The 23276-nt window shown below is 65.5% G+C and carries 15 protein-coding genes; 7 read left to right on the top strand and 8 right to left on the bottom strand.

Annotated elements, in window-relative coordinates; translation table 11 throughout:
* Window positions 1-39: 39 nt before the first annotated feature.
* Both ACZK2R_RS09810 and ACZK2R_RS09805 read right to left on the bottom strand, forming a co-directional pair.
* Entirely contained in the window at window positions 40-438 is a 399-nt protein-coding gene (locus tag ACZK2R_RS09810; RefSeq protein ID WP_008267153.1) for a type II toxin-antitoxin system VapC family toxin, read from the bottom strand.
* A gap of 6 nt (window positions 439-444) precedes the next feature.
* A complete protein-coding gene (locus ACZK2R_RS09805) occupies window positions 445-669 on the bottom strand; it encodes an AbrB/MazE/SpoVT family DNA-binding domain-containing protein (RefSeq protein ID WP_005409505.1) in 225 nt (74 codons plus the stop codon).
* Between the two features lie 302 nt (window positions 670-971).
* Between ACZK2R_RS09805 and acnA the strand changes: the two genes are divergently transcribed.
* Complete coding sequence (acnA, locus tag ACZK2R_RS09800) at window positions 972-3725, top strand: aconitate hydratase AcnA (protein ID WP_125895862.1); 2754 nt, start codon at window positions 972-974, stop codon at window positions 3723-3725.
* 188 nt (window positions 3726-3913) lie between these two features.
* On the opposite strand, the gene ACZK2R_RS09795 is transcribed toward acnA, so the two are convergent.
* A complete protein-coding gene (locus tag ACZK2R_RS09795; RefSeq protein ID WP_180837606.1) occupies window positions 3914-5464 on the bottom strand; it encodes a BCCT family transporter in 1551 nt (516 codons plus the stop codon).
* 170 nt (window positions 5465-5634) lie between these two features.
* Here ACZK2R_RS09795 and betI point away from each other — a divergent pair, with 170 nt between their 5' ends.
* The 5 genes from betI (at window position 5635) to rpfF (ending at window position 12488) form a co-directional block, all read left to right on the top strand.
* Window positions 5635-6225, top strand: coding sequence for a transcriptional regulator BetI (betI, locus tag ACZK2R_RS09790; protein WP_005416394.1), 591 nt, complete (start codon window positions 5635-5637; stop codon window positions 6223-6225).
* 38 nt (window positions 6226-6263) lie between these two features.
* A complete protein-coding gene (gene betB / locus ACZK2R_RS09785; RefSeq protein WP_478445782.1) occupies window positions 6264-7736 on the top strand; it encodes a betaine-aldehyde dehydrogenase in 1473 nt (490 codons plus the stop codon).
* A gap of 101 nt (window positions 7737-7837) precedes the next feature.
* The gene (gene betA, locus ACZK2R_RS09780; RefSeq protein WP_180837609.1) at window positions 7838-9520 is read left to right on the top strand and encodes a choline dehydrogenase; all 1683 of its coding nucleotides are present in this window, start codon (window positions 7838-7840) and stop codon (window positions 9518-9520) included.
* Window positions 9521-9742: 222 nt separating this feature from the next.
* A complete protein-coding gene (locus ACZK2R_RS09775; RefSeq protein ID WP_180837610.1) occupies window positions 9743-11419 on the top strand; it encodes a long-chain fatty acid--CoA ligase in 1677 nt (558 codons plus the stop codon).
* Window positions 11420-11618: 199 nt separating this feature from the next.
* Window positions 11619-12488, top strand: coding sequence for a diffusible signal factor synthase RpfF (rpfF, locus tag ACZK2R_RS09770; RefSeq protein WP_012480080.1), 870 nt, complete (start codon window positions 11619-11621; stop codon window positions 12486-12488).
* A gap of 12 nt (window positions 12489-12500) precedes the next feature.
* Here rpfF and ACZK2R_RS09765 read toward each other — a convergent pair whose 3' ends face one another.
* From ACZK2R_RS09765 to ACZK2R_RS09745, 5 genes are all read right to left on the bottom strand, one after another.
* On the bottom strand, window positions 12501-15224 hold the full coding sequence (locus ACZK2R_RS09765; protein WP_258015762.1) for a response regulator: 2724 nt from the start codon (window positions 15222-15224) through the stop codon (window positions 12501-12503).
* A 1-nt stretch (window position 15225) separates the two neighbouring features.
* Window positions 15226-16365, bottom strand: coding sequence for a cyclic di-GMP phosphodiesterase response regulator RpfG (gene rpfG / locus ACZK2R_RS09760; protein WP_006364528.1), 1140 nt, complete (start codon window positions 16363-16365; stop codon window positions 15226-15228).
* 205 nt (window positions 16366-16570) lie between these two features.
* A complete protein-coding gene (gene lysS, locus ACZK2R_RS09755) occupies window positions 16571-18067 on the bottom strand; it encodes a lysine--tRNA ligase (RefSeq protein ID WP_478488033.1) in 1497 nt (498 codons plus the stop codon).
* Between the two features lie 360 nt (window positions 18068-18427).
* Window positions 18428-20068, bottom strand: coding sequence for an acetolactate synthase large subunit (locus ACZK2R_RS09750; protein ID WP_180837611.1), 1641 nt, complete (start codon window positions 20066-20068; stop codon window positions 18428-18430).
* Between the two features lie 63 nt (window positions 20069-20131).
* Window positions 20132-21517, bottom strand: coding sequence for an NAD-dependent succinate-semialdehyde dehydrogenase (locus ACZK2R_RS09745; RefSeq protein WP_180837612.1), 1386 nt, complete (start codon window positions 21515-21517; stop codon window positions 20132-20134).
* A 689-nt stretch (window positions 21518-22206) separates the two neighbouring features.
* Between ACZK2R_RS09745 and ACZK2R_RS09740 the strand changes: the two genes are divergently transcribed.
* Window positions 22207-23121: an IS110 family RNA-guided transposase gene (locus ACZK2R_RS09740; protein WP_180838801.1), complete on the top strand. Its 915-nt coding sequence runs from the start codon at window positions 22207-22209 to the stop codon at window positions 23119-23121.
* The last annotated feature ends 155 nt before the right edge of the window (window positions 23122-23276 follow it).

Raw genomic sequence — 23276 nt, 5'->3', positions numbered from 1 at the left:
ACTCCCGGGTAATGCGTAGGTTGAGAAAACAAAATGGGCTCAGGCTTGCGGCACGATCAGCTTCAGGCCCTTGAAGTAGTCGCGGTAAAACGTGTCGTTCCAGGTGATCAGGCCATCGCACTGCAGCAGTGCGTGGGCGCCGACCATGAATTCGTCCAGGCTGCGGCGGCTGCCGCTGCGCTGGCGGTGGCGGCGGTGCATCTCGCCGGCGCGCAGCGCCGACTTGGCTTCCATCGGGTTGAAGTGCACGCCCATTTCTTCCAGCGCTTCGAGCACCTCGGCACCGCCACGCAGCGATGCGCAGACCTCGGCCAGGGTCGCGCCGCAGACCACCACGCGGCCACCGACCAGGCTCTGCCTGAGGATGGCTTCCACGGCATCGGCCTGCGGGCCATTGCTGAGCAGCTCGACCAGCACCGGAGAGTCGACGGCGATCATCACGGCTTATTCCTCGTCACGCACCGCACGTACCGCTGCGTCGGACGATTCGAAACCGTCCAGCGCGAACTTGCCGCGCGCCCGTGAAATGGCATCGTCAACACTCTTGCGCAGGATGATGCGGCTGCCGTCCAGCTCGACCTTCAGCAGCGTGCCCTTGGTCAGGCCGAGGGCATCACGCACCGCCTTGGGCAGGGTGATCTGTCCGCGTTCTGCAACAGTGGCTTCCATCGGTAGGCCCTCCAGAGTATGCACAAATTATACATACTTCCCCGGGCATACTTCCACCCTGAACAGGACCGGCAACCCGCCAGCCCTTGCCTCGCAAAGGATCGGCCACAAACGTGACATACGCCATACACCTTCCCCTGTAGTCTGGAACCGATGCCGCAGGCCGGAACCCGGCCCGGATGAATCCATTCAGTCTGGGGTTCATACTGGGACCACCGGGGCCGTCAGGCCCGCGGCGACCGCAAGCAGGTCCGCCCATGCGCGGGCCACTGCAAGCCATCCGCAAGAAGGAGTTACCCCGCATGAGCGATTCGTTCTCCACCCGCAGCCAGCTGAACGTCGGCGGCAAGACCTACGACTACTTCAGCCTGCCCACGCTGGGCCAGCGCTTCGATATCTCCCACCTGCCCTACTCGATGAAGATCCTGCTGGAGAACCTGCTCCGGCACGAGGACGGCGGCATCACCGTCGGCAAGGACCACATCGAAGCCGTGGCCCGCTGGAACCCGGCGGCCGAGCCGGACACCGAAATCGCCTTCATGCCGGCGCGCGTGGTCCTGCAGGACTTCACCGGCGTGCCCTGCGTGGTCGACCTCGCCGCGATGCGCGACGCGGTGGTCAAGCTCGGCGGCTCGCCTGAGCAGATCAACCCGCAGATTCCCTCCGAACTGGTCATCGACCACTCGGTGCAGGTCGACGTGTTCGGCAAGCCGGACGCGCTGGACCTCAACGGCAAGATCGAGTTCCAGCGCAACCAGGAACGCTACGGCTTCCTGCGCTGGGGCCAGAAGGCCTTCGACAACTTCAAGGTAGTGCCGCCGAACACCGGCATCGTCCACCAGGTGAACCTGGAGAACCTGGCCCGCGTGGTGATGACGGCGGACAAGGACGGCAAGGCGGTCGCCTACCCCGATACCGTGTTCGGTACCGACAGCCACACCACGATGATCAACGGCATCGGCGTGCTGGGCTGGGGCGTGGGCGGCATCGAAGCGGAGGCGGCCATGCTCGGCCAGCCGTCGTCGATGCTGATCCCGCAGGTGGTCGGCTTCAAGCTGACCGGCAAGCTGCCCGAGGGCGCCACCGCCACCGACCTGGTGCTGACCGTCACCCAGATGCTGCGCAAGCTGGGCGTGGTCGGCAAGTTCGTCGAGTTCTACGGTGACGGCCTGCAGCACCTGCCGCTGGCCGACCGCGCCACCATTGGCAACATGGCGCCGGAATACGGCGCCACCTGCGGCATCTTCCCGATCGACGCCGAGTCGCTGAACTACCTGCGCCTGTCCGGCCGCAGCGAAGAGCAGATCGATCTGGTTGAAGCCTATGCCAAGGCGCAGGGCCTGTGGCACGAACCGGGCAGCCCGCACGCGCAGTACAGCACCACGCTGGAACTGGACATGGGCACGGTGAAGCCGTCGCTGGCCGGCCCGAAGCGTCCGCAGGACCGTGTGCTGCTGGAAGACGTGCAGAAGAACTACCGCGAAGCCCTGGTTGGCCTGACCACCAACCGTGACAAGCGCAGCGACGATGTCTCCTCGTTCGTCAACGAAGGCGGCGGTGCCGCGGTCGGCAACGAGCAGCTGGCCAAGGGCTACGCCGACATCGAAACCGAAGGCCGCAAGGTCCGCCTGAAGGACGGCGCGGTGGTCATCGCGGCCATCACCTCGTGCACCAACACCTCCAACCCGGCGGTGATGATCGGCGCGGGCCTGTTGGCCCGCAACGCGGCCGCCAAGGGCCTGAACCGCCAGCCGTGGGTGAAGACCTCGCTCGGCCCAGGTTCGCGCGTGGTCACCGATTACCTGGAAAAGGCCGGCGTACTGAAGGAGCTGGAGAAGATCGGCTTCTACGTGGTCGGCTACGGCTGCACCACCTGCATCGGCAACTCCGGCCCGCTGCCGACCGAAGTCAGCGCCGGCATCGCCACCGGCGATCTGGTGGTCACCTCGGTGCTGTCCGGCAACCGCAACTTCGAGGGCCGCGTGCACCCCGAAGTGAAGATGAACTACCTGGCCAGCCCGCCGCTGGTGGTGGCCTATGCCATCGCCGGCACCACCGACATCGACCTGACCACCCAGCCGCTGGGTACCGGCAGCGATGGCCAGCCGGTGTTCCTGCGCGACATCTGGCCGAGCAACAAGGAAATCGGCGACGTCATCGCCGCCACCATCGGCCCGGAGATGTTCAAGCAGAACTACGCCGATGTGTTCAAGGGCGATACCCGCTGGAACACCATCGCTTCGCCGGACGGCAACCTGTACGAGTGGAGCGATGCCTCCACCTACATCAAGAACCCGCCGTACTTCGATGGCATGACCATGCAGACCGGCAGCATCGACGATGTGCACGGTGCACGCGTGATGGGCCTGTTCGGTGATTCGATCACCACCGACCACATCTCCCCGGCCGGCAACATCAAGAAGGACTCGCCTGCAGGCCGCTTCCTGCAGGAGCGCGGCGTGCAGCCGGCCGACTTCAACAGCTACGGCAGCCGCCGCGGCAACGATGACGTGATGGTCCGCGGCACCTTCGCCAACATCCGCATCAAGAACCTGATGTTCGGTGGCGAGGAAGGCGGCAACACCCTGTACTACCCGGCCGGCGGCGGCCAGCCGGAAAAGCTGGCGATCTACGATGCAGCCATGAAGTACAAAGCCGACAAGGTGCCGCTGGTAGTGCTGGCCGGCAAGGAATACGGCACCGGTTCGTCGCGTGACTGGGCGGCCAAGGGCACCCTGCTGCTGGGGGTGAAGGCGGTCGTGGCCGAGAGCTTTGAGCGCATCCACCGCTCCAACCTGGTCGGCATGGGCGTGCTGCCGCTGCAGTTCCGCAACGGCGAGAACGCACAGAGCCTGGGCCTGGACGGTTCGGAAGTGATCGACATCACCGGCCTGCAGGACGGTGCCAGCAAGCGCGCCACGGTCACCGCGACCAAGGCTGACGGCACCAAGAAGACCTTCGAAGTCTCGGTGATGCTGCTGACCCCGAAGGAAGTCGAGTACTTCCGCCATGGCGGCCTGCTGCAGTACGTGCTGCGCCAGCTGGCCAGCAAGTAACGCGTCACCTGTAGAGCCGAGCCTGCGCTCGGCTACATTGCCACAGCATCAGCCGAGCATGGCTCGGCTCTACAACAAGAAGAAGGGCCGGATCCTCGCGGATCCGGCCCTTCCTGTTTCTCCGCAGCCAGGCATGGCCTGGCTCTACTGCGTCACCGACGGCATCGGGATAGATGCCAGGTGCCCGATCACCGGCGCGGTGCGTCCGGGTCGGTGCGCAGTGCCTTCAGCAGGCCCCACATGTAGAACGCCAGGGTGAACGAGAACGGCAGGCCGCACAGCACCACCGCGGTCTGCATCGCACTGAAGTTGCCGGCCAGCAGCAGGCCGACGCTGGCCACGGTGATGCCGGCTGCCCAGAACACGCGCAGCCAGATCGGCGCGTCATGGCCGTCCTCCACGCCATCGTCGACGCGACGCGTGCACAGGTTGGCGATCATCAGCGTGCCCGAATCGACCGGAGTCAGGAACAGCACGAAGCCGATCACCACTGCGGCGCCGGCCACGTACGGCGCGGCGGGCAGGTACTCCAGCAGCTTGAACAGCGTCATCGCCGCATCATGCTGGGCCACGTCACCCAGGATCGCCTGGCCGTGGTTGAGCACCAGGTCGATGGCGGTGTTGCCGAAGATCGACAGCCAGGCCAGGGTGAAGCCGAGCGGGATCAGCAGCACGCCCATGATCACTTCGCGGATGGTGCGACCACGCGAGATGCGCGCCACGAAAAGACCGACGAACGGCGCCCAGGCGATCCACCACGCCCAGTAGAACAGCGTCCACGAGCCCATCCACTCACGGCCCTTCGGGTCGTTGAGGTACATGTCGAAGCTCTTGCGCACGAATGCACCGAGATAATCGCCGGTGTTCTGGATCAGACCATCGAACAGGTGCAGGGTCGGGCCGGTGATCAGCACGAACAGCAGCAGGCCACACAGCAGGCGCACATTGAGGTTGGAGAGCCAGGCAATGCCCTTTTCCACACCGGCGACCACGCCGATGGTGGCCACCACCATCATCACCAGCACAATTGCCACCAGCACCTGCGGCGTATCCGGAATGTGGAACAGGTAGACCAGGCCGGACTGCACCACCAGCGCGCCGATGCCGAGGTTGGTCACCATCGAGATCAGCGTGGCAAGGATGCCGAAGCCATCGACCATGTCGCCGATGCGGCCATGGATGCGCTCACCGAAGATCGGGTACAGCGCCGAGCGCAGCGCCAGCGGCAGGTCGCGGCGGTAGGCGAAGTAGCCCAGCGCCACGCCGACCAGCGCGTACAGCGCCCAGCCGTGCAGGCCCCAGTGCAGGAAGGTCAGCACCATCGCCTCGCGGCCGGCGGCCACGGTTCCGCCGGGCTGCCCGGGCGGATTGAGGAAATGGTCCAGCGGCTCGTAGGCGCCGTAGTACAACAGCGCGATGCCGATGCCGGCCGAGAACAGCATCGACACCCAGGCCACGTAGCCGAACGCCGGTGATTCCTCGTTGTGGCCCAGGCGGATGCGGCCGTACGGTGAGAACGCCAGCCACAGCACGAAGCCCAGGCACAGCACGATCAGCAGCATGTACCACCAGCCGAACGCCGCCGAGACTTCGGCCTGCGCCCACTGCAGCCAGTGCTCGCTGCTTTCGGGATAGAGAACGGTAAGCAGCCCGAGGATGCCGATCGACACCGAGGAGCTGAAGAAGACAAAACGGTTCAAGCGCAGGGGCGAACGCTTGGGATGAGCCAGGGAAGACATGGGGTCGTCTCATCAAGTCCGAGGGGGCACATGGGCGGGGCCGGACCGGTAAACCGGGCCCATGGCGTGGGGCGCGAGCGCATCCTAGAGTTTATTGATTGAACGTTCAATCAATAAAAAGCATAATGGCGGGCAGCCCGATCCTTCGGGTCGCAATCCGTGGAGAGACAATGCCGAAGAAAGGCGTGGAACCGGTACGGCGCGAGCAGCTGATCCGGGCCACTTTCCAGACCATCGACGAGATCGGCATGGCCGATGCGACCGTCGCCACCATCGCGAAGAAAGCAGGGCTGTCCAGCGGCATCGTCGCCCACTACTTCGGCGACAAGGACGGCCTGCTCAATGCTGCAATGCGGCAGATCCTGCGTGAACTTAAGGACGCGGTCGCCCGCTACCGTGCCGACGCTGGTGACGACCCGCGCGAGCAGCTGCGCGCCATCGTCGATGGCAACTTCGACGACAGCCAGATCAACGGCACCGCGATGCGCGTCTGGCTGACCTTCTGGGCCGCGAGCATGCACCAGCCGGAACTGGCCCGGCTGCAGCGCGCCAACGACCAGCGCCTGTTCTCCAACCTGTGCCACCAGTTCAACCGCCTGCTGCCCCACCCGCAGGCCCGCCTGGCCGCCCGTGGCCTGGCCGCGATGATCGACGGCCTCTGGCTGCGCGGCAGCCTGGTCGGCGGCCAGTTCAACGCCGAGAAGTCCCGGCGCATTGCATACGGCTACATCGACTTCCAGTTGCAGGCTGTCGCGCTATAAGCGCTTCAGCACCCGCCCCCTTCCAAGGAGTACGCCCCATGACCACCCTGCCCGTCCAACAGCTCTACATCCACGGCCAGCGCGTCGATGCCACCAGCGGCAAGACCTTCAGGACCGTGAACCCGGCCACCGGCGAGGTGATCGCTGAAGTGCAGGTCGCCAGCCAGGCCGACGTCGAACGCGCCGTGCAGAGCGCGGCCGAAGGCCAGAAGGTGTGGGCGGCGATGACTGCCATGGAGCGTTCGCGCATCCTGCGCCGCGCCGTCGAGATCCTGCGCGAGCGCAACGACGAACTGGCCCACCTGGAAACCCTGGACACCGGCAAGGCGCTGGCCGAAACCACCACCGTGGACATCGTCACCGGCGCCGACGTGGTCGAGTACTACGCCGGCCTGGCCACCGCCATCGAAGGCATCCAGCTGCCGCTGCGCGAATCGAGCTTCTTCTACACCCGCCGCGAGCCGCTGGGCGTGGTCGCCGGCATCGGCGCCTGGAACTACCCGATCCAGATCGCCATGTGGAAGTCGGCCCCGGCCCTGGCCGCCGGCAACGCGATGGTGTTCAAGCCGTCCGAAGTGACCCCGCTGACAGCGATCCGGCTGGCCGAGATCTACACCGAAGCCGGTGTGCCGGCCGGCGTGTTCAACGTCGTGCAGGGCCCGGGCCGCGAGATCGGCCAGTGGCTGACCGAGCACCCGGTGATCGAGAAGATCTCCTTCACCGGCGGCGTCGCCACCGGCAAGAAGGTGATGGCCAGCGCCGCCTCCTCGTCGCTGAAGGAAGTGACCATGGAGCTGGGCGGCAAGTCGCCGCTGGTGATCTGCGATGACGCCGATCTGGACCGCGCAGCCGACATCGCGGTGATGGCCAACTTCTTCAGCTCTGGCCAGGTCTGCACCAACGGCACCCGCGTGTTCGTGCCGCGCAGCATGCTGGCCGCGTTCGAAGCCGCCGTGGTCGAGCGCGTCAAGCGCATCCGCATCGGCGACCCGATGGCCGCCGAGACCAACTTCGGCCCGCTGACCAGCTTCCCGCACATGGAAAACGTGCTGCGCTACATCGAAAGCGGCAAGGCCGAAGGCGCTCGCCTGCTGACCGGCGGCGGCCGTGCCACCGAAGGCGCGCTGGCCAATGGCGCCTACGTGCTGCCGACCGTGTTCTCCGACTGCCGCGATGACATGACCATCGTCAAGGAAGAGATCTTCGGGCCGGTGATGAGCATCCTCGCCTACGACGACGAAGACGAAGTGGTGCGTCGAGCCAACGACACCACCTTCGGCCTCGCCGCCGGTGTGGTCAGCAAGGACGTCAGCCGCGCCCATCGCATCATCCACCGCCTGGAAGCCGGCATCTGCTGGATCAACACCTGGGGCGAATCGCCGGCCGAAATGCCGGTCGGCGGTTACAAGGAATCCGGCGTCGGCCGTGAGAACGGCCTCTCCACCCTCGGCCACTACACCCGCATCAAGTCGGTGCAGGTGGAACTGGGCGACTACGCCAGCGTGTTCTGATCGGCGCGCCCCGAGCGCGCACCTTCGTCCGGCCACTGCGCCGATCCGACATTCCGCCGGGACGCCTGCATGCAGCGCGCCCCGGCCTGCAGGAGACACCCATGAGCACCCATAACGAGTACGACTACATCATCATCGGCGCCGGTTCGGCCGGCAACGTGCTGGCCACCCGCCTCACCGAAGATGCCGATGTCAGCGTGCTGCTGCTGGAAGCCGGTGGCCCGGACTACCGGCTCGACTTCCGTACCCAGATGCCGGCGGCACTGGCCTTCCCGCTGCAGGGCAAGCGCTACAACTGGGCGTACAAGACCGATCCCGAGCCCTTCATGAACAACCGCCGCATGGACTGCGGCCGTGGCAAGGGGCTGGGTGGCTCGTCGCTGATCAACGGCATGTGCTACATCCGCGGCAACGCGATGGACTACGACAACTGGGCCAGCATGCCCGGCCTGGAAGACTGGACCTACCTGGACTGCCTGCCGTACTTCCGCAAGGCCGAAACCCGTGACATCGGCCCCAACGACTACCACGGTGGCGAAGGTCCGCTGCGCGTGACCACGCCGAAGGCCGGCAACAACGAGCTGTTCGCCGCGATGGTCGAGGCCGGCGTGCAGGCCGGCTACCCGCGCACCGACGACCTCAACGGCTACCAGCAGGAAGGCTTCGGCCCGATGGACCGCACGGTGACCCCGAAGGGCCGTCGTTCCAGCACCGCCCGTGGCTACCTGGACCTGGCCAAGCCGCGCCCGAACCTGACCATCGTCACCCACGCGCTGACCGACCGCATCCTGTTCTCGGGCAAGCGTGCGGTGGGCGTGCAGTGGCTGCACAACGACCAGCCGCAGCGTGCCACCGCCCGCCGCGAAGTGCTGCTGTGTGGCGGCGCCATCGCCTCGCCGCAGATCCTGCAGCGCTCGGGCGTCGGCCCTGCCGACCTGCTGCGCAGCCTGGACATCGACCTGGTGCACCACCTGCCGGGCGTCGGCGCCAACCTGCAGGATCACCTGGAGATGTACCTGCAGTACGAGTGCAAGAAGCCCGTCTCGCTGGCCCCGGCTCTGAAGCTGTACAACCAGCCGGCCATCGGTGCCGAGTGGCTGTTCCTGGGCACCGGCATCGGCGCCAGCAACCAGTTCGAGGCCGGTGGCTTCATCCGCAGCGACGCCGAATTCGACTGGCCGAACCTGCAGTATCACTTCCTGCCGGTGGCGATCAATTACAACGGCTCCAACCCGATCAAGGCACACAGCTTCCAGATGCACGTCGGTTCGATGCGCTCGCCCAGCCGCGGCCGCATCCACGTGCGTTCGAAGGATCCGCGCGAACATCCGAGCATCCTGTTCAACTACATGTCGCACGACCAGGACTGGCGCGAGTTCCGCGCGGCGATCCGCATCACCCGCGAGATCTTCGCGCAGCCGGCACTGGCTCCGTACAGCGGCCGCGAGATCTCGCCGGGCAGCGCACTGCAGACCGATGCGCAGATCGATGCGTTCGTCCGCGAGCATGCCGAGACCGCCTACCACCCGTCGTGCTCGAACAAGATGGGCCATGCCGATGACCCGATGGCGGTGGTCGACGGCCAGGGCCGCGTGCACGGGCTGGAAGGCCTGCGCATCGTCGATGCCTCGATCATGCCGCAGGTGGTGACCGGCAACCTCAACGCACCAACCATCATGATGGCCGAGAAGCTGGCCGACGTGATCCGTGGCCGCACCCCGCTGGCCCGCAGCACCGCGCCGTACTACAAGGCCAACGGCGCACCGGTACGCAAGCAGAGCTGACGCAAGCGCCCCGCTTGTGGCCACGGTACTGCCGGCCGCTGGCCGGCATCCACCGGAATCCCGATCGAGCGCAGATGCCGGCCAGCGGCCGGCATTACCAAGCAAAGAGGCCCCTCGGGGCCTCTTCGCGTTTTCCCTACGGCGGGGTATGCTGCAATGAACGGCCATTGTCGATACGCTCAGGGCCGTAACCTAAAACATCACGATTCCTGGAGGGGGAATATGAGTCTGGATCGTCCCTGGCTGCAGAGCTATCCGAAAGGCGTTCCCGCCGAAATCGACGTCAACGAATTCCATTCGGTCGCCTCGGTCTTCGACGCTTCCGTCGCGAAATTCCGCGACCGTCCCGCCTACTCCAGCTTCGGCAAGGTCCTCACCTATGGTGAGACGGACGCGCTGGTCACCCAGTTCGCCGCCTACCTGCTGGGTGAGCTCAAGCTCAAGAAGGGTGACCGCGTCGCCCTGATGATGCCCAACTGCCTGCAGTACCCGGTGGCCACCTTCGGCGTGCTGCGCGCCGGCCTGACCGTGGTCAACGTCAACCCGCTGTACACCGCGCGCGAACTCAAGCACCAGCTGGTTGATGCCGGCGTCAGTGCCCTGGTGGTGGTCGACAACTTCGGCGACACCGTCGAACAGGTCATCGCCGATACACCGGTCAAGCACGTGGTCACCACCGGCCTGGGCGACCTGCTCGGCGCCAAGGGCGCGATCGTCAACTTCGTGCTGAAGTACATCAAGAAGATGGTGCCCAACTACCACATCAAGGGCGTCGTCCGCTTCAAGCAGGCGCTCAAGCTGGGCAGCCGCCACGCGCTTCCGCCGGTCGAGATCGACCACGACGACATTGCCTTCCTGCAGTACACCGGCGGGACCACCGGCGTGGCCAAGGGCGCGATGCTGACCAACCGCAACCTGATCGCCAACATGCAGCAGGCGTCGGCGTGGCTGTCCACCTCGGGCATCGAGCCGGGCAAGGAAGTGATCATCACTGCCCTGCCGCTGTACCACATCTTCGCGTTGACCGCGAACGGCCTGGTCTTCATGAAGTTCGGTGGCTGCAACCACCTGATCACCAACCCACGCGACATGAAGGGCTTCGTCAAGGAGCTCAAGGGCACCCGCTTCACCGCCATCACCGGCGTCAACACGCTGTTCAACGGCCTGCTCAACACCCCGGGCTTCGACGAGATCGACTTCTCTTCGGTCAAATTCACCCTGGGCGGCGGCATGGCGGTGCAACGTGCCGTGGCCGAACGCTGGAAGAAGGTCACCGGCGTGACCCTGGTCGAAGCCTATGGCCTGACCGAGACCTCGCCCGCGGCCTGCATCAATCCGCTCACCCTGCCCGAGTACAACGGTGCCATCGGCCTGCCGATCCCGTCCACCGATGCCTGCATCAAGGACGACAACGGCAACATCCTGGCGCTGGGCGAAGTGGGCGAGCTGTGCATCAAGGGCCCGCAGGTGATGAAGGGCTACTGGCAGCGTCCGGAAGAAACCGCCACCGCCATCGATGCGGACGGCTGGCTGCACACCGGCGACATGGCGAAGATGGACGAACAGGGCTTCTTCTACATCGTCGACCGCAAGAAGGACATGATCCTGGTGTCCGGCTTCAACGTGTACCCGAATGAGGTCGAAGACGTCATCGCGATGATGCCGGGCGTGCTGGAAGTCGCCGCCGTCGGTGTCCCGGACGAAAAGTCCGGCGAAGTGGTCAAGGTCGTGATCGTGAAGAAGGACCCGAACCTGACCGCAGAAATGGTCAAGGAACATGCGCGGGCAAACCTGACCGGTTACAAGCACCCCAGAATCGTAGAATTCCGAAAGGAGCTGCCGAAGACCAACGTCGGCAAGATCCTCCGTCGCGAGCTGCGTGATACGCCCGCCCAGTAAGGGTTTCCGGGCAACGGGAGAGTACAGGGACCCCGCCGGAGACGGCGGGGTCTTTTTATTACCGGAACATGGCCGGTACAGCGCTTGCGGGCGGTTCACGACGGGTGCATAGAATCAGTCGCCGCCGCACGTTCAGCCCGCCCCCTCACTCCTCTCCGTCCGCTCTGCGGTTGGCCGGACGGTCACACGGAGAACTCCCATGTCCGCAGTACGCCCCATCATCACCCGTCCCTCGCAGCACCCTACCCTGCGTATCACCGAAGAACCCGAGCGGGATGTCTACTGGATCCACATGCACGCCAACCTGGTCAACCAGCCGGGCCGGCCGTGCTTCGCCTCGCGTCTGGTCGATGACATCGTCGACTACCAGCGCGAACTGGGCGATCGCCTCAGCGCCTCGCACGCTCTGTCACCCCATGTCGTTCTTGCCTCGGACAGCGACGTGTTCAACCTGGGTGGCGATCTCGAACTGTTCTGCCGCCTGATCCGCGAGGGCGACCGTGCCCGCCTGCTCGACTATGCCCAACGCTGCGTGCGCGGCGTGCATGCCTTCCATGCCGGCCTGGGCACCCGTGCCCACAGCATCGCCCTGGTCCAGGGCAATGCACTGGGTGGCGGCTTCGAGGCCGCACTGAGCTGCCACACCATCGTCGCCGAGGAAGGCGTGCTGATGGGCCTGCCCGAGGTGCTGTTCGACCTGTTCCCGGGCATGGGCGCCTACTCCTTCCTGTGCCAGCGGATCAGCCCGCGCCTGGCCGAGAAGATCATGCTGGAAGGCAACCTCTACACCGCCAGCCAGCTGAAGGAGATGGGCCTGGTCGACATCGTGGTGCCGGTGGGCGAAGGCGTTGCCGCGGTCGAACAGGTGATCAAGGAAAGCCGGCGCATTCCGCACGCGTGGGCGGCGATGCGTGAGGTCAACGAGATCGCCACCATGGTGCCGCTGCATGAAATGATGCGGATCACCGAGATCTGGGTGGACACCGCCATGCAGCTCGGCGAGAAGTCCCTGCGCACCATGGATCGGCTGGTACGGGCGCAGGCCCGGCGCAATGGCGACCCGGCCTGACCGTCTGGCGGGTCAGGACGGGCTGCGCTCGCTGTCGTCGCGGTGCGATGCTCCCGCACTACGGGCAGCCAACGCATTCCTGCCGTTGCGCAGGGCGGTCGCCAGGCTGCCGAGGCGGGCGTTCCATTCCCCCTTCAGCTGCCAGTCCGCCATGCGCATGATTTCGCCACTGGAGGCGGCAACCTGGACAAGCCCCAGGTTGCTCGCCACACCGCGCAGCGCGTGTGCGTGCTCGCGGAAATCCTCCCAGGCCTGGCGCTCGCCGCAGCCCTGCAGCTGGCCCATGCTCGCGTCGACGTCCGCCAGGCACTGGTCGATGAACTTGCGTTCGAAGCCATCGCCCATACCCAGCGACGCCAGCTCGTCCAGCACCGCGGTATCGAGCACGCCATCGCCAACCGGCAATGCCGGCACCGACTGGATGCCGGACTCGGCGCGGGTGTTGGCGGCGACATCGGCCAGCACTTCCAGCAGACGGGTGGCCACCACGGGCTTGGCAAGGAAGGCGCGGGCACCGGCCTGCTCGCAACGCAGGATGGACTCGGGGGTGACGTCCGCGCTCAGCACCATGACCGGAACGTAAGGCATGCCACTGGCCTGCATCACCCGCAACTGCTTGAGCAGGTCCAGTCCGCTCATGCCGGGCATGTGCAGATCGACGATCGCTGCGTCGTAACTGGCCTGCTCCAACGCATCGAGCACTTCGGCGCCGCCATTGACGCAGGTGACCTTGTGGCCGGCCTTCTCCAGCAACCGCTGCAGCACCATGCGGTTGGCTTCGTGGTCGTCGGCCACCAGCACCCGCAGGCTGCGCACGCGCGCACGATGGCGCAGGAAGGGATTGGAGAACGCGATGACATTGCCGGCTTCAGCCACCTCGGACGGAACCGCCGGGGCTGATGAAGTGTCTGCGACGTCCAGCGTGATCTCGACCCAGAACACGCTGCCACGCGGGCTGTTCGGCGCATAACCGACCTGCCCGCCCATCGACTCGACCAGGCCCTTGGCAATGGCGGTGCCCAGACCGGTGCCTTCATGCCGGCGGGCCAGGCCGACATCGCCCTGCTCGAAGGCATTGAACAGCCGGCCGCGCAGCGCCACCGGCACGCCGATGCCGCTGTCGACGATCTCGAATCGCAGGCGCATCCGCTCGCTGCCCAGCACATCGGGGCTGGACACGCGCAGATGCACGTAGCCGCTGTCGGTGAACTTGACCGCGTTACCCATCAGATTGAGCAGGATCTGCTGCAGATGACCGGCATCACCCAGCAGGCGCGGCGGCACGTTGTCATCCACCTGCACGCGATAGTCCAGCGATTTGGAGCGGGTCTGCGGGGTCAGGATCAGGTTGATCGCCTGCAGCACGTCGGCCAGCGCGAACTCGTGCCACTCCACGCGCACCTTGCCGGCTTCGATCGCGGAGATGTCCAGCACCTCTTCCACCAGCGCCAACAGACTGCGGGTCGAGGCCTGGATGGTGTTCAGACACTCGCGCTGTTCGTCGTCCAGGCGGGTGGTGGCCAGCACTTCGGTCATGCCGGCCAGCCCGTTCAACGGCGTGCGGAACTCATGGCTCATGTTGGCCAGGAAACGGCTCTTGGCTTCGTTGGCCTGGCGCGCCTCTGCCACCGCCCGGGTCAAGGCATGCAGCAGCGAATCGAAGTACAGCGGAATCGCGCCCAGGCCCAGCAGCAGGCCCCAGCCCAGATAGTCGTGGCCGCGCCAGTACGGCGACAGCATCACCGTGCACAGGAAGGCCAGGCAGCCCATGGCCGTGGCCACGCGCAGGTAGGTGCTGCCGTAGCGCATGCCGTTGCCGATCGTGACCCACAGCATCACCGCATACAGCGGTGCCGCCGGCTCACCCTGGATGGTCATGATCCAGGCCATGCAGGTGTAGTCGGTCAGCATGCCGATCACCCGGCGCACATGCGACACACCCGGATTGACCAGGATCGCGGTCAGCAGGCCGGCGGAAATGGTCAGCTCGAAGGCGAGGATCAGCCACGTCGCAGTCAATGCCTCACCGCCGCCGCTCAGCGAGCGCCAGCCGAGATAGCTGATGAACAGCGCAGTGATGATGATGCGGATCAGGTTCTGCGCGTGCTCGCTGTCCTCGCGCCCGGACAGGCGTTGCTTGAAGCGTGCCAGCAGCGAGCGCTTGTCGGAGCCAGCGGCGGGAGTCGTATCCATGGTCGGATGTCGCATCCTTCGGCGCAGCAGGGAGGAGCAGCACAACGGTACTGCCAGCAACCCCAACCACAGGGAAATGGCCAGCCCCAGGTTGGCCTGCCAGTAAGGGGTCAACAGCACGGTGGTGCCGAAACTGACCATCGCCAGCACGATGGCAGCGGCCAGGTAACGCGGCCCGAAGCGCAGGCCGTTGCCCACCGTGACCCACATCACCACCGCATACACCCACGCCAGCGGCTCACCCATCTGGATCATGCCGACCGCGATCAGGCCGTAGTCGGCCAGCATCCCGGCCACCCGCCGCGGATCGGAGCGCTCCGGCTTCCACAGCAACCAGCCAATCAGCAGCAGTGACAGGCCCAGCCCGGTCAGCACCGTTGCCAGCACGCCCTGGTATTGATCCAGCCGATGCAGACGGGCACCGGACAGCAGCACATAGACCAGGATCAGCGAGATCAGCGCCACCCGCACGATCGCCTGGCCATGCTCCGAATCCGGACGCTGCGCCAACCGGCGCTTCACGCGTGCGAACAGGTCCTGCATGTCACCCACCCGGTCGCGTCGATGCCGTCGAGTGCTGGGCGCAGATATCCATCAACTGCTGGTGGCCGCGCATCAGCGCATCCACGCAGCGTGGATCGAACAGGCGGCCACGCTGGGCATACAGATAGGCCAGTGTGGCTTCCATGGTCCATGCTTCCTTGTACGGACGGGGTGAGATGAGTGCGTCGAAGACGTCGGCCACGGCGACGATGCGCGCTTCCAGCGGAATCGCCTCACCGACCAGCCCATCCGGGTAGCCGCTGCCGTCGTAACGTTCGTGGTGGCGCAGCGCGATCAATGCGCCGACCTGGATGAAGCGGTTCTGGCTGCCACTGAGCAGCTCATGGCCGATGCGTGGGTGCCGGCGCATGATCGCCAGCTCCTCGTCGTTGAGCTTGCCCTGCTTGAGCAGCACTGCATCGGGAATGGCGATCTTGCCCATGTCATGCAGCGGCGCGGCCATCTCGATCAGGCGCACGTCGTCTTCGGGCAGGCCGAGCTGCTCGGCGATCAGCCCTGCCACGCGCGCCATGCGTTCGAGGTAGGCACTGGTGCCAGCATCACGGAACTCGATCGCCCGAGCCAATCGCGACAGGGTCTCGCGCTCACGCTCTTCAACCTCGTGCATGCTGGCCAGCAAGCGCTGCTCCAGCGACAAGGCGCGTTGCTTCACGTTCTCGGTCTGCTGGCGCAGCTGCAGCAGGTTGTAGCAGCGCGCACGCAGTTCGCGCGGGCGGATGGGCTTGACCAGGAAGTCGATGACCCCCGCTTCCAGCGCCGCCTGACGGATCGGCTCGTCGCCGACCACGGTGATCAGGATCACCGGAATGTCGCGATGCTTGGGCAGGCGACGGAAACGGCGGGCGAACTCCAGCCCGTCCATTTCCGGCATGCGGTAATCGAGCAGCAGCAGGTCGACCGGATGCGCCTCGCACCAGGCCAATGCGGTCAACGGATCACCGAAGTCATACACGCTCAGTTCCGGCGCGATATCTTCGATGACGTGACGCAGCATCGTCCGGGCGGACGTCTGGTCGTCAACAATGACGATGTTCAACGCGTACTCTGCCTGGTTTCTCGACCATGCTGGATCATCAGCAGGCGAGGATACCCTGCCGCTGCGAACGCTCGCACCCTGCATCGGCCTGACTCCCGTGTCATGCGTCCCGGTTCATGATCGTCATCACATTGTGAAGCGGACTCTCCACAGTGCGCACTCCCCCTGGCGCCGATCAAGCCACAACAGACGTCAAGGTAGTGCATTAACGATACGCCGAGTGCGGGAGGCGTCAATCGCGCCGTCTCATTTCGCGACGGCGCGCACAAACAGGAGTCAAAAAGACGACTTACTGCTCCGGACGCATGTACGGGAACAGCAGCACATCGCGGATCGAGCTGCTGCCGGTCAGCAGCATCACCAGGCGATCGACGCCGATACCGAGGCCGCCGGTCGGGGCCATGCCGTACTCCAGCGCACGGATGTAGTCGGCGTCGTAGTGCATCGCCTCGTCATCGCCGCCCTCCTTCGCTGCTACCTGGGCCTGGAAACGCTGGGCCTGGTCTTCCGGGTCGTTCAGTTCGGAGAAGCCGTTGGCCAGCTCCTTGCCGTTGACGAACAGCTCGAAGCGATCCGTGTAGCCCGGGTCGTTGTCATTGGCACGGGCCAGCGGCGAGACCTCGACCGGATGGTCGGTGATGAAGGTCGGCTGGATCAGGGTGTGCTCGACGGTGGCTTCGAAGATCTCCAGCAGCAGCTTGCCCCAGCCGTAAGACGGCTTGACGCGGATCTTCAAGCGCTCGCAATGGCGCAGCAGCGCCTCGCGGTCGGTGCAGTCGGCAGCAGAGATTTCCGGGTTGTGGTGGCGCACAGCCTCGTCCATGCGCCAGCGGCGGAACGCCGGGCCCAGGTCGATCTTCGCGCCGTCCCACTCCACTTCGGTGGAACCGTTGACGGTCGTGGCCACGTCACGGATCACGCCTTCGGTCAGGTCCATGATCTCGTTGTACGTGGCATAGGCCTCGTACAGCTCCATCATGGTGAATTCCGGGTTGTGGCGGGTGCTGACGCCTTCATTGCGGAAGTTGCGGTTGATCTCGTACACGCGCTCCAGGCCACCCACGGTCAGGCGCTTGAGGTACAGCTCCGGCGCCACGCGCAGGTACAGGTCCAGGTCCAGCGCATTGTGGTGGGTGGTGAACGGCTTGGCCGCCGCGCCGCCGGGGATGTAATGCATCATCGGCGTTTCGACTTCCAGGAAGTCGCGGTTGTCCAGCCACGCGCGCATCGCGCGGATGATCTTCGAGCGCTTGATGAACACCGCGCGCGACTCCGGGGTCACGATCAGGTCGACATAGCGCTGGCGGTAGCGCTGCTCGACGTCGGCCAGACCATGCCACTTGTCCGGCAGCGGGCGCAGCGACTTGGTCAGCAGGCGGATCGATTCGGCCTTGACCGACAGCTCACCGGTCTTGGTACGGGTCAGGCCGCCTTCGACGGCGATGATGTCGCCCACGTCCCAGCCCTTGAAGGCGGTGTAGGCATCGCCCAGCACCGTGCCCTGCAGGAACAGCTGGATGCGGCCGGACTCGTCCTGGATCTGCGCGAAACTGGCCTTGCCCATGATGCGCTTGGCCATCAGGCGACCGGCCATCTTCACCTGGCGGCCGTTGCCTTCCAGGGCCTCGGCGGTCCACTGCTCGGCGTCGGCGAATTCTTCCTGCAGGCGGCCGGCGAAGTCCTCGCGACGGAAGTCGTTCGGGTACGCGATGCCCTGCCCACGCAGCGTTTTGAGTTTCTCGCGGCGCTCGGCGATCAACTTGTTTTCGTCAACGGGGGGGGGTATCGGTAGCTTCGCTCATGGATCTGCGGGAATCGTGTAGTGAGGGGGGGATGTTGCGCCCGGCACAGCCGGTTGCCCAGCATACCAAAACCGCCCCGCCCCAGCCCTGGGCCGGGCCCCTGCCTGGTCGTCGCCAACCTTGGTTGGCGGTCCGTGTGTCGATCAAGGTCGACACCTACCAGGCCCACTGCCCGCCGCCTGGTAGCCGCCAACCTTGGTTGGCGCTCCATCGTGTCGACCAAGGTCGACACCTACCAGGTCCGCTGCCCGCCGCTCTGGTAGCCGCCAACCTTGGTTGGCGGTCCGCGTGTCGACCAAGGTCGACACCTACCGGATTCCGGGGAACCGATGCCCCGGTAGGCGTCAACCGTTCCCGGGGAACGCCTGACGCAGCTCGTCCACCAGCACCCGCTGGTTCTCCGAGTAGTCGATCGGCACCGATACCAGGTGCACCCCACCCTCGTTGAACGCCGCCTCCAGCGTCGGGATGAACTGCTCGATGGCCGTCACCTCATGCCCCTTGCAGCCATAGGCTTCCGCATACTTCACGAAATCCGGGTTACTGAAGGTCATGCCGTAGTCGGTGAAGCCATCCACCGCCTGCTTCCAGCGGATCATCCCGTAGGCGCCATCGTTGAGGATCAGCACCACCAGGTTCAGGCCCAGCCGTCGCGCGGTCTCCAGCTCCTGGCTGTTCATCATGAAACCGCCATCGCCACACACCGCCAGCACCCGCCGCTGCGGGTACAGGATCGAAGCCATGATTGCCGACGGCAGGCCCGCACCCATCGTCGCCAGCGCGTTGTCCAGCAGCAGCGAATTCGCCACCTGGGTGCGGTAATTGCGCGCAAACCAGATCTTGTACATGCCATTGTCCAGCGCCACGATGCCGTCCGGCGGCATCACCTGGCGCACGTCGTGCACCAGCCGCTGCGGGGTGAATCCAGCTTCCTCGGCACGGTCAGCCAGGTGTTCCAGAATGGTAGTGCGCAGCGGCAGCAGCGCGTCGGCATTCGGCACCGCGCCTTCGATGCGGTCGGCCAGCTGGGTCAGCGAACGGCCGATATCGCCGATCACCTCCACCTGCGGGAAATAGACCTGCTCCACCGCCGCCTGCGAATAGCCGATGTGGATGACCGTCGGCCCACCCGGGCGCATCACGAACGGCGGTTTCTCGGTGACCTCATGGCCGATCGTCACGATCACGTCGGCCTGGTCGATCGCCATGTGCACGTAGTCGCGCTCGGTCAGCGCCGCGGTGCCCATGTACAGGCCCGAACCACCGGCCACCGCGCCCTTGCCCATCTGCGTGGTGAAGAACGGAATGCCGGCACGCAGCACGAAGGCCGACAACGCTTCGCTGGACTGCGGCCGCGACGCCGCCGAGGCGATCATCAGCAGCGGGCGCTTGGCATTGCGGATGATCTCCGCCGCGCGGTCCAGTGCTTCCGGACTGGCAATCGGACGATCCACCGCATGCGGCGGAATCAGCGCTACGTCCCCGACCTCATCGGCCGCGATGTCTTCGGGCAGCTCCAGCAACACCGGGCCCGGGCGCTCTTCCAGCGCGGTACGGAATGCCTCGCGGACGATGGTCGGAATGGTGCGCGCCGAGACGATCTGCCGCGCCTGCTTGGTCAGCGGCTTCATGGTGCTGACGATGTCGACGATCTGGAAGCGTGCCTGCTTGCTGGCGACGATGCCCTTCTGGCCGGTGATCATGATCACCGGCCACGCACCCAGCAGCGCGTAGGCGGCGCCGGTGGTGAAGTTGAGCGCGCCCGGGCCGAGCGTGGCCAGGCACACGCCCGGCTTGCCGGTCAGGCGGCCATAAGTGGCCGCCATGAACACCGCGGCCTGTTCGTGGCGGGTGATGACCAGCTCGATGCTGGAATGGCGGAGTGATTCGACCACGTCGAGGTTCTCCTCGCCGGGGATGCCGAAAATACGCTCGACGCCTTCGTTCTCAAGCGCGGCGACAAGCAGATCTGAACCCTTGGACATTGGAATGCCGTCCTTTTCGCTGGACTGATGGTGGATCGTTGCAGGATGGATGGAAGCTGCGCGTCAACGCTTGTCGAACCACACCGTCTGCGCGTTGACGAATTCGCGGATGCCGAAGTGCGAGAGCTCACGGCCGAAGCCGCTCTTCTTCACGCCACCGATCGGCACGCGCGGGTCAGAGGCGGAGAAACCGTTGACGAACACGCCGCCGGTCTGCAGCCGGCGCGCCAGCTGCATGGCCCGTGCGCGGTCGCCGCTCCACAGGTTGCCGCTGAGGCCGAACTCGCTCTGGTTGGCCAGTTCCACCGCATGGTCGGCATCGCGGGCGCGGCTGATCGAGGCCACCGGCCCGAAGGTCTCGGTATCGAAAGCCTGCATGCCCGGCTCCACGTCGGCCAGCACGGTGGGGGCGTAGAACGCGCCCGGGCGATCCAGCTGATGGCCGCCGACCAGCAGCTGCGCACCGGCCTCCACCGAAGCGCGTACCTGTGCGTCGAGCTGTTCCAGCAGGTCCTGGCGCGCCATCGGGCCGATACGGTTGCCGGCTTCACGGCCGTCGCCGATGGTCAGCGCCTGCACCTTCTGGCAGAACTGCGCCACGAACCGGTCGTAGACCGCGTCTTCGACGATGATGCGCTTGCCGGCGATGCAGACCTGCCCAGTGTTCTGGAAGCGCGAGGCCACGGCGGCATCGACCGCAGCGTCCAGATCGGCATCTGCCAGCACGATGAACGGATCCGAGCCGCCCAGTTCCAGCACCACCTTTTTCAGCGCCTGCCCGGCCTGGGCGGCGATGCTACGGCCGGCGGCCACGCTGCCGGTCAGGGTCACCGCCGCGATGCGGTCATCGGCGATCGCGCGGCTGGTGCCGTCGCGGCTGATGTTGGCGGCGATGAAGGTGCCTTCCGGCAGGCCGGCATCGCGCCAGGCGGCGTCGAGCAGCTGCGCGGTACCGACGATGTTCTCGGCCGGCTTCAGCAGGAAGCCGTTGCCGCCCATCAGGATCGGTACCGCCGCGCGCATCACCTGCCAGTACGGGAAGTTCCACGGCATGATGCCCAGCACCACGCCCAGCGGCAGGTAGGACACGTAAGCCTTGTCGTCGGGCACCTGGGTCGGTTCGTCGCGCAGGAACTGCGCACCGTGGTCGGCGTACCAGTCGCACAGCACGGCGCACTTCTCGATCTCGGCCAGCGACTCGGCCTGGACCTTGCCCATTTCGGCGGTGGCCAGCGCGGCCAGCTTTTCACGGTCACGGCGCAGTACCACCGCCATCGCACGCAGTACGTCTGCACGCTGTTCAAGGCTCTTGGCGCTCCAGGCCGCAAAGCCAACCTGGCCGCGATCCAGGATTGTTTCCAGTTCGGCGTCGGTGGCAAAGGGATGGCTGGCGATCTGCTGGCCGGTGGCCGGATCGCGGGAAATGGCAGTAGTGGGGGCAGCGGACATGCAGGTCTCCTGGTGTCTCGACAACGGGCGGCGGCCCGTCTCCTGCACAGGAATGTGGACCCGATTGGCGGAGGCAACAAGGCGTCTGCTTATCCTGTGACCTGCAGTTACCTGCCTGAATTGGGTTATCGGCAGGGCTGCGCCCTGGGTACGCGCCATCGCATGCGCGCTGCCGCTCCCACGCTTCGCTACGCGAACCGCGGGCCCCACTTACCAGCTCCCAGCCCCCCGCCGCTTCGCGGCCGCCCCCTGACTCAGGGGGCTCTGCCCCAGACGCGAGTCGGTCGCCACAGTAGATCCACGTCATTCGTGGCTGAATCTCTTTCGGAATCAAATATCTCCAATTGAGATCGAAAACCATCCACGCATGGCGTGGATCTACCAGATCACGAGAAACTGTCAAAGGCGGGGCGGTGTCGGAGTGCGGGGTGTCAGCCGCATGGATGCGGCTGCCAAGCCTTATCTGATCGGAATCTGGCAGCGTAGGCGTCGAGAGCCGGCGTGGGCCGCCGTGCGAGCCTAGATCTCGACGATCCGTAACCAGGATCGCGACGATCGCCATGTAGCTTGGCGCCCACGCCGGAATCTCCCTTGATCCGCCCGAACAGTTGCTGGAGCGACCACTCGAAGCGATAAGACTGGGCAAGCGGGGGAGCTCTCGACCCTTCCAGACTATACGGAGTCAGGTGATGAACGGGATCGGGATTGATGTCAGCAAGCGTCAGCTGGATATCGGTACGACGGACGGAGAAACCCTGCAGGTCAGCAACAACCGCTCCGGGTTTTCTGAACTGGATGTTTGGCTGAAGAAGCGTCCGACCCGCCAGATCGTGCTTGAAGCCACGGGTGGCTATGAGCAGCCGGTGCTGGATTTCCTGCACAAGGCCGGTCATCCGGTGGCCCGTGCCAATGCCTTGCGCGCCCGGAAACTGGCTCAGGGGTTGGGTCAGACTGCCAAAACCGACCGTTTGGATGCCTACGCGTTGGCGCAGATGGCCGCCCTGGTGAAGCTGCCTCCCTATCAGCCGCTGCAGTCTTGGCAGCAGAAGATGCGGGAGTTCGTTCGGGCACGTCGGCAGGCGATGGACGCCCTGACCATCGCGCGGCAACAGCAGGAAATGGTGCTTGATCGTGAACTGCGCCGACTACTGCAGGGCAACATCACCCGCCTACAAACGTTGGTTGAGCGTCTGGGCAAGCAGATCGTCGAGCAGGTTGGTCAGCAGCCTCAACTGAAGATGCTGAAGTCGATGAAGGGCGTAGGGCCTGTGCTGCAGGCAGTTCTAGCCAGCTATCTGCCAGAGCTTGGCAGGATCACTGGCAAGCGCATCGCCAGCCTGGTCGGGGTAGCCCCGATGTCCCACGACAGCGGCACGATGAGAGGAAAACGAAGCATCCACGGTGGAAGAGCCGAAATCCGGCAAGTGCTCTACATGGCGGCAATGTCGGCCATGCGGCATGAACCTCGGCTGCGCGATTTTTACCAGTCGCTACGAGCCCGCGGCAAGGAAGGCAAGGTGGCCATCGTGGCAGTGATGCGGAAGATGCTGGTCATCCTCAACGCCCGTGTGCGCGACGCTGAAAGCGGGCTAGTCCCCGCCTGAGGCGAGCCAGGGCGAAAGACCAAAGGCTGCCGGCCAGCGGCCGGCACTACCGTGCCCGTTTACCTGACGGGCCTGAGACTCTCCAGCAACACAGTTGCTACACGGACGTACTTGCGGCGTCCCCGCACTCCGACACCGCCCCGCCAACCCACGGA

It is taken from the genome of Stenotrophomonas sp. 96582_Sma (genome assembly GCF_056480905.1).
This window is presented reverse-complemented; position numbering and strand designations above follow the sequence as displayed.

Excerpts from the sequence above, each read along its gene's own strand:
- ACZK2R_RS09795 (WP_180837606.1), bottom strand. The coding sequence starts at position 5,464 with ATGTCTTCCCTGGCTCATCCCAAGCGTTCGCCCCTGCGCTTGAACCGT.
- ACZK2R_RS09745 (WP_180837612.1), bottom strand. The coding sequence starts at position 21,517 with ATGTCCGCTGCCCCCACTACTGCCATTTCCCGCGATCCGGCCACCGGC.
- rpfF (WP_012480080.1), top strand. The coding sequence starts at position 11,619 with ATGTCCGCAGTACGCCCCATCATCACCCGTCCCTCGCAGCACCCTACC.
- betI (WP_005416394.1), top strand. The coding sequence starts at position 5,635 with ATGCCGAAGAAAGGCGTGGAACCGGTACGGCGCGAGCAGCTGATCCGG.
- acnA (WP_125895862.1), top strand. The coding sequence starts at position 972 with ATGAGCGATTCGTTCTCCACCCGCAGCCAGCTGAACGTCGGCGGCAAG.
- betB (WP_478445782.1), top strand. The coding sequence starts at position 6,264 with ATGACCACCCTGCCCGTCCAACAGCTCTACATCCACGGCCAGCGCGTC.
- ACZK2R_RS09740 (WP_180838801.1), top strand. The coding sequence starts at position 22,207 with ATGAACGGGATCGGGATTGATGTCAGCAAGCGTCAGCTGGATATCGGT.
- ACZK2R_RS09810 (WP_008267153.1), bottom strand. The coding sequence starts at position 438 with ATGATCGCCGTCGACTCTCCGGTGCTGGTCGAGCTGCTCAGCAATGGC.
- rpfG (WP_006364528.1), bottom strand. The coding sequence starts at position 16,365 with ATGCAGGGTGCGAGCGTTCGCAGCGGCAGGGTATCCTCGCCTGCTGAT.
- ACZK2R_RS09765 (WP_258015762.1), bottom strand. The coding sequence starts at position 15,224 with ATGCAGGACCTGTTCGCACGCGTGAAGCGCCGGTTGGCGCAGCGTCCG.
- ACZK2R_RS09750 (WP_180837611.1), bottom strand. The coding sequence starts at position 20,068 with ATGTCCAAGGGTTCAGATCTGCTTGTCGCCGCGCTTGAGAACGAAGGC.
- ACZK2R_RS09805 (WP_005409505.1), bottom strand. The coding sequence starts at position 669 with ATGGAAGCCACTGTTGCAGAACGCGGACAGATCACCCTGCCCAAGGCG.
- ACZK2R_RS09775 (WP_180837610.1), top strand. The coding sequence starts at position 9,743 with ATGAGTCTGGATCGTCCCTGGCTGCAGAGCTATCCGAAAGGCGTTCCC.
- betA (WP_180837609.1), top strand. The coding sequence starts at position 7,838 with ATGAGCACCCATAACGAGTACGACTACATCATCATCGGCGCCGGTTCG.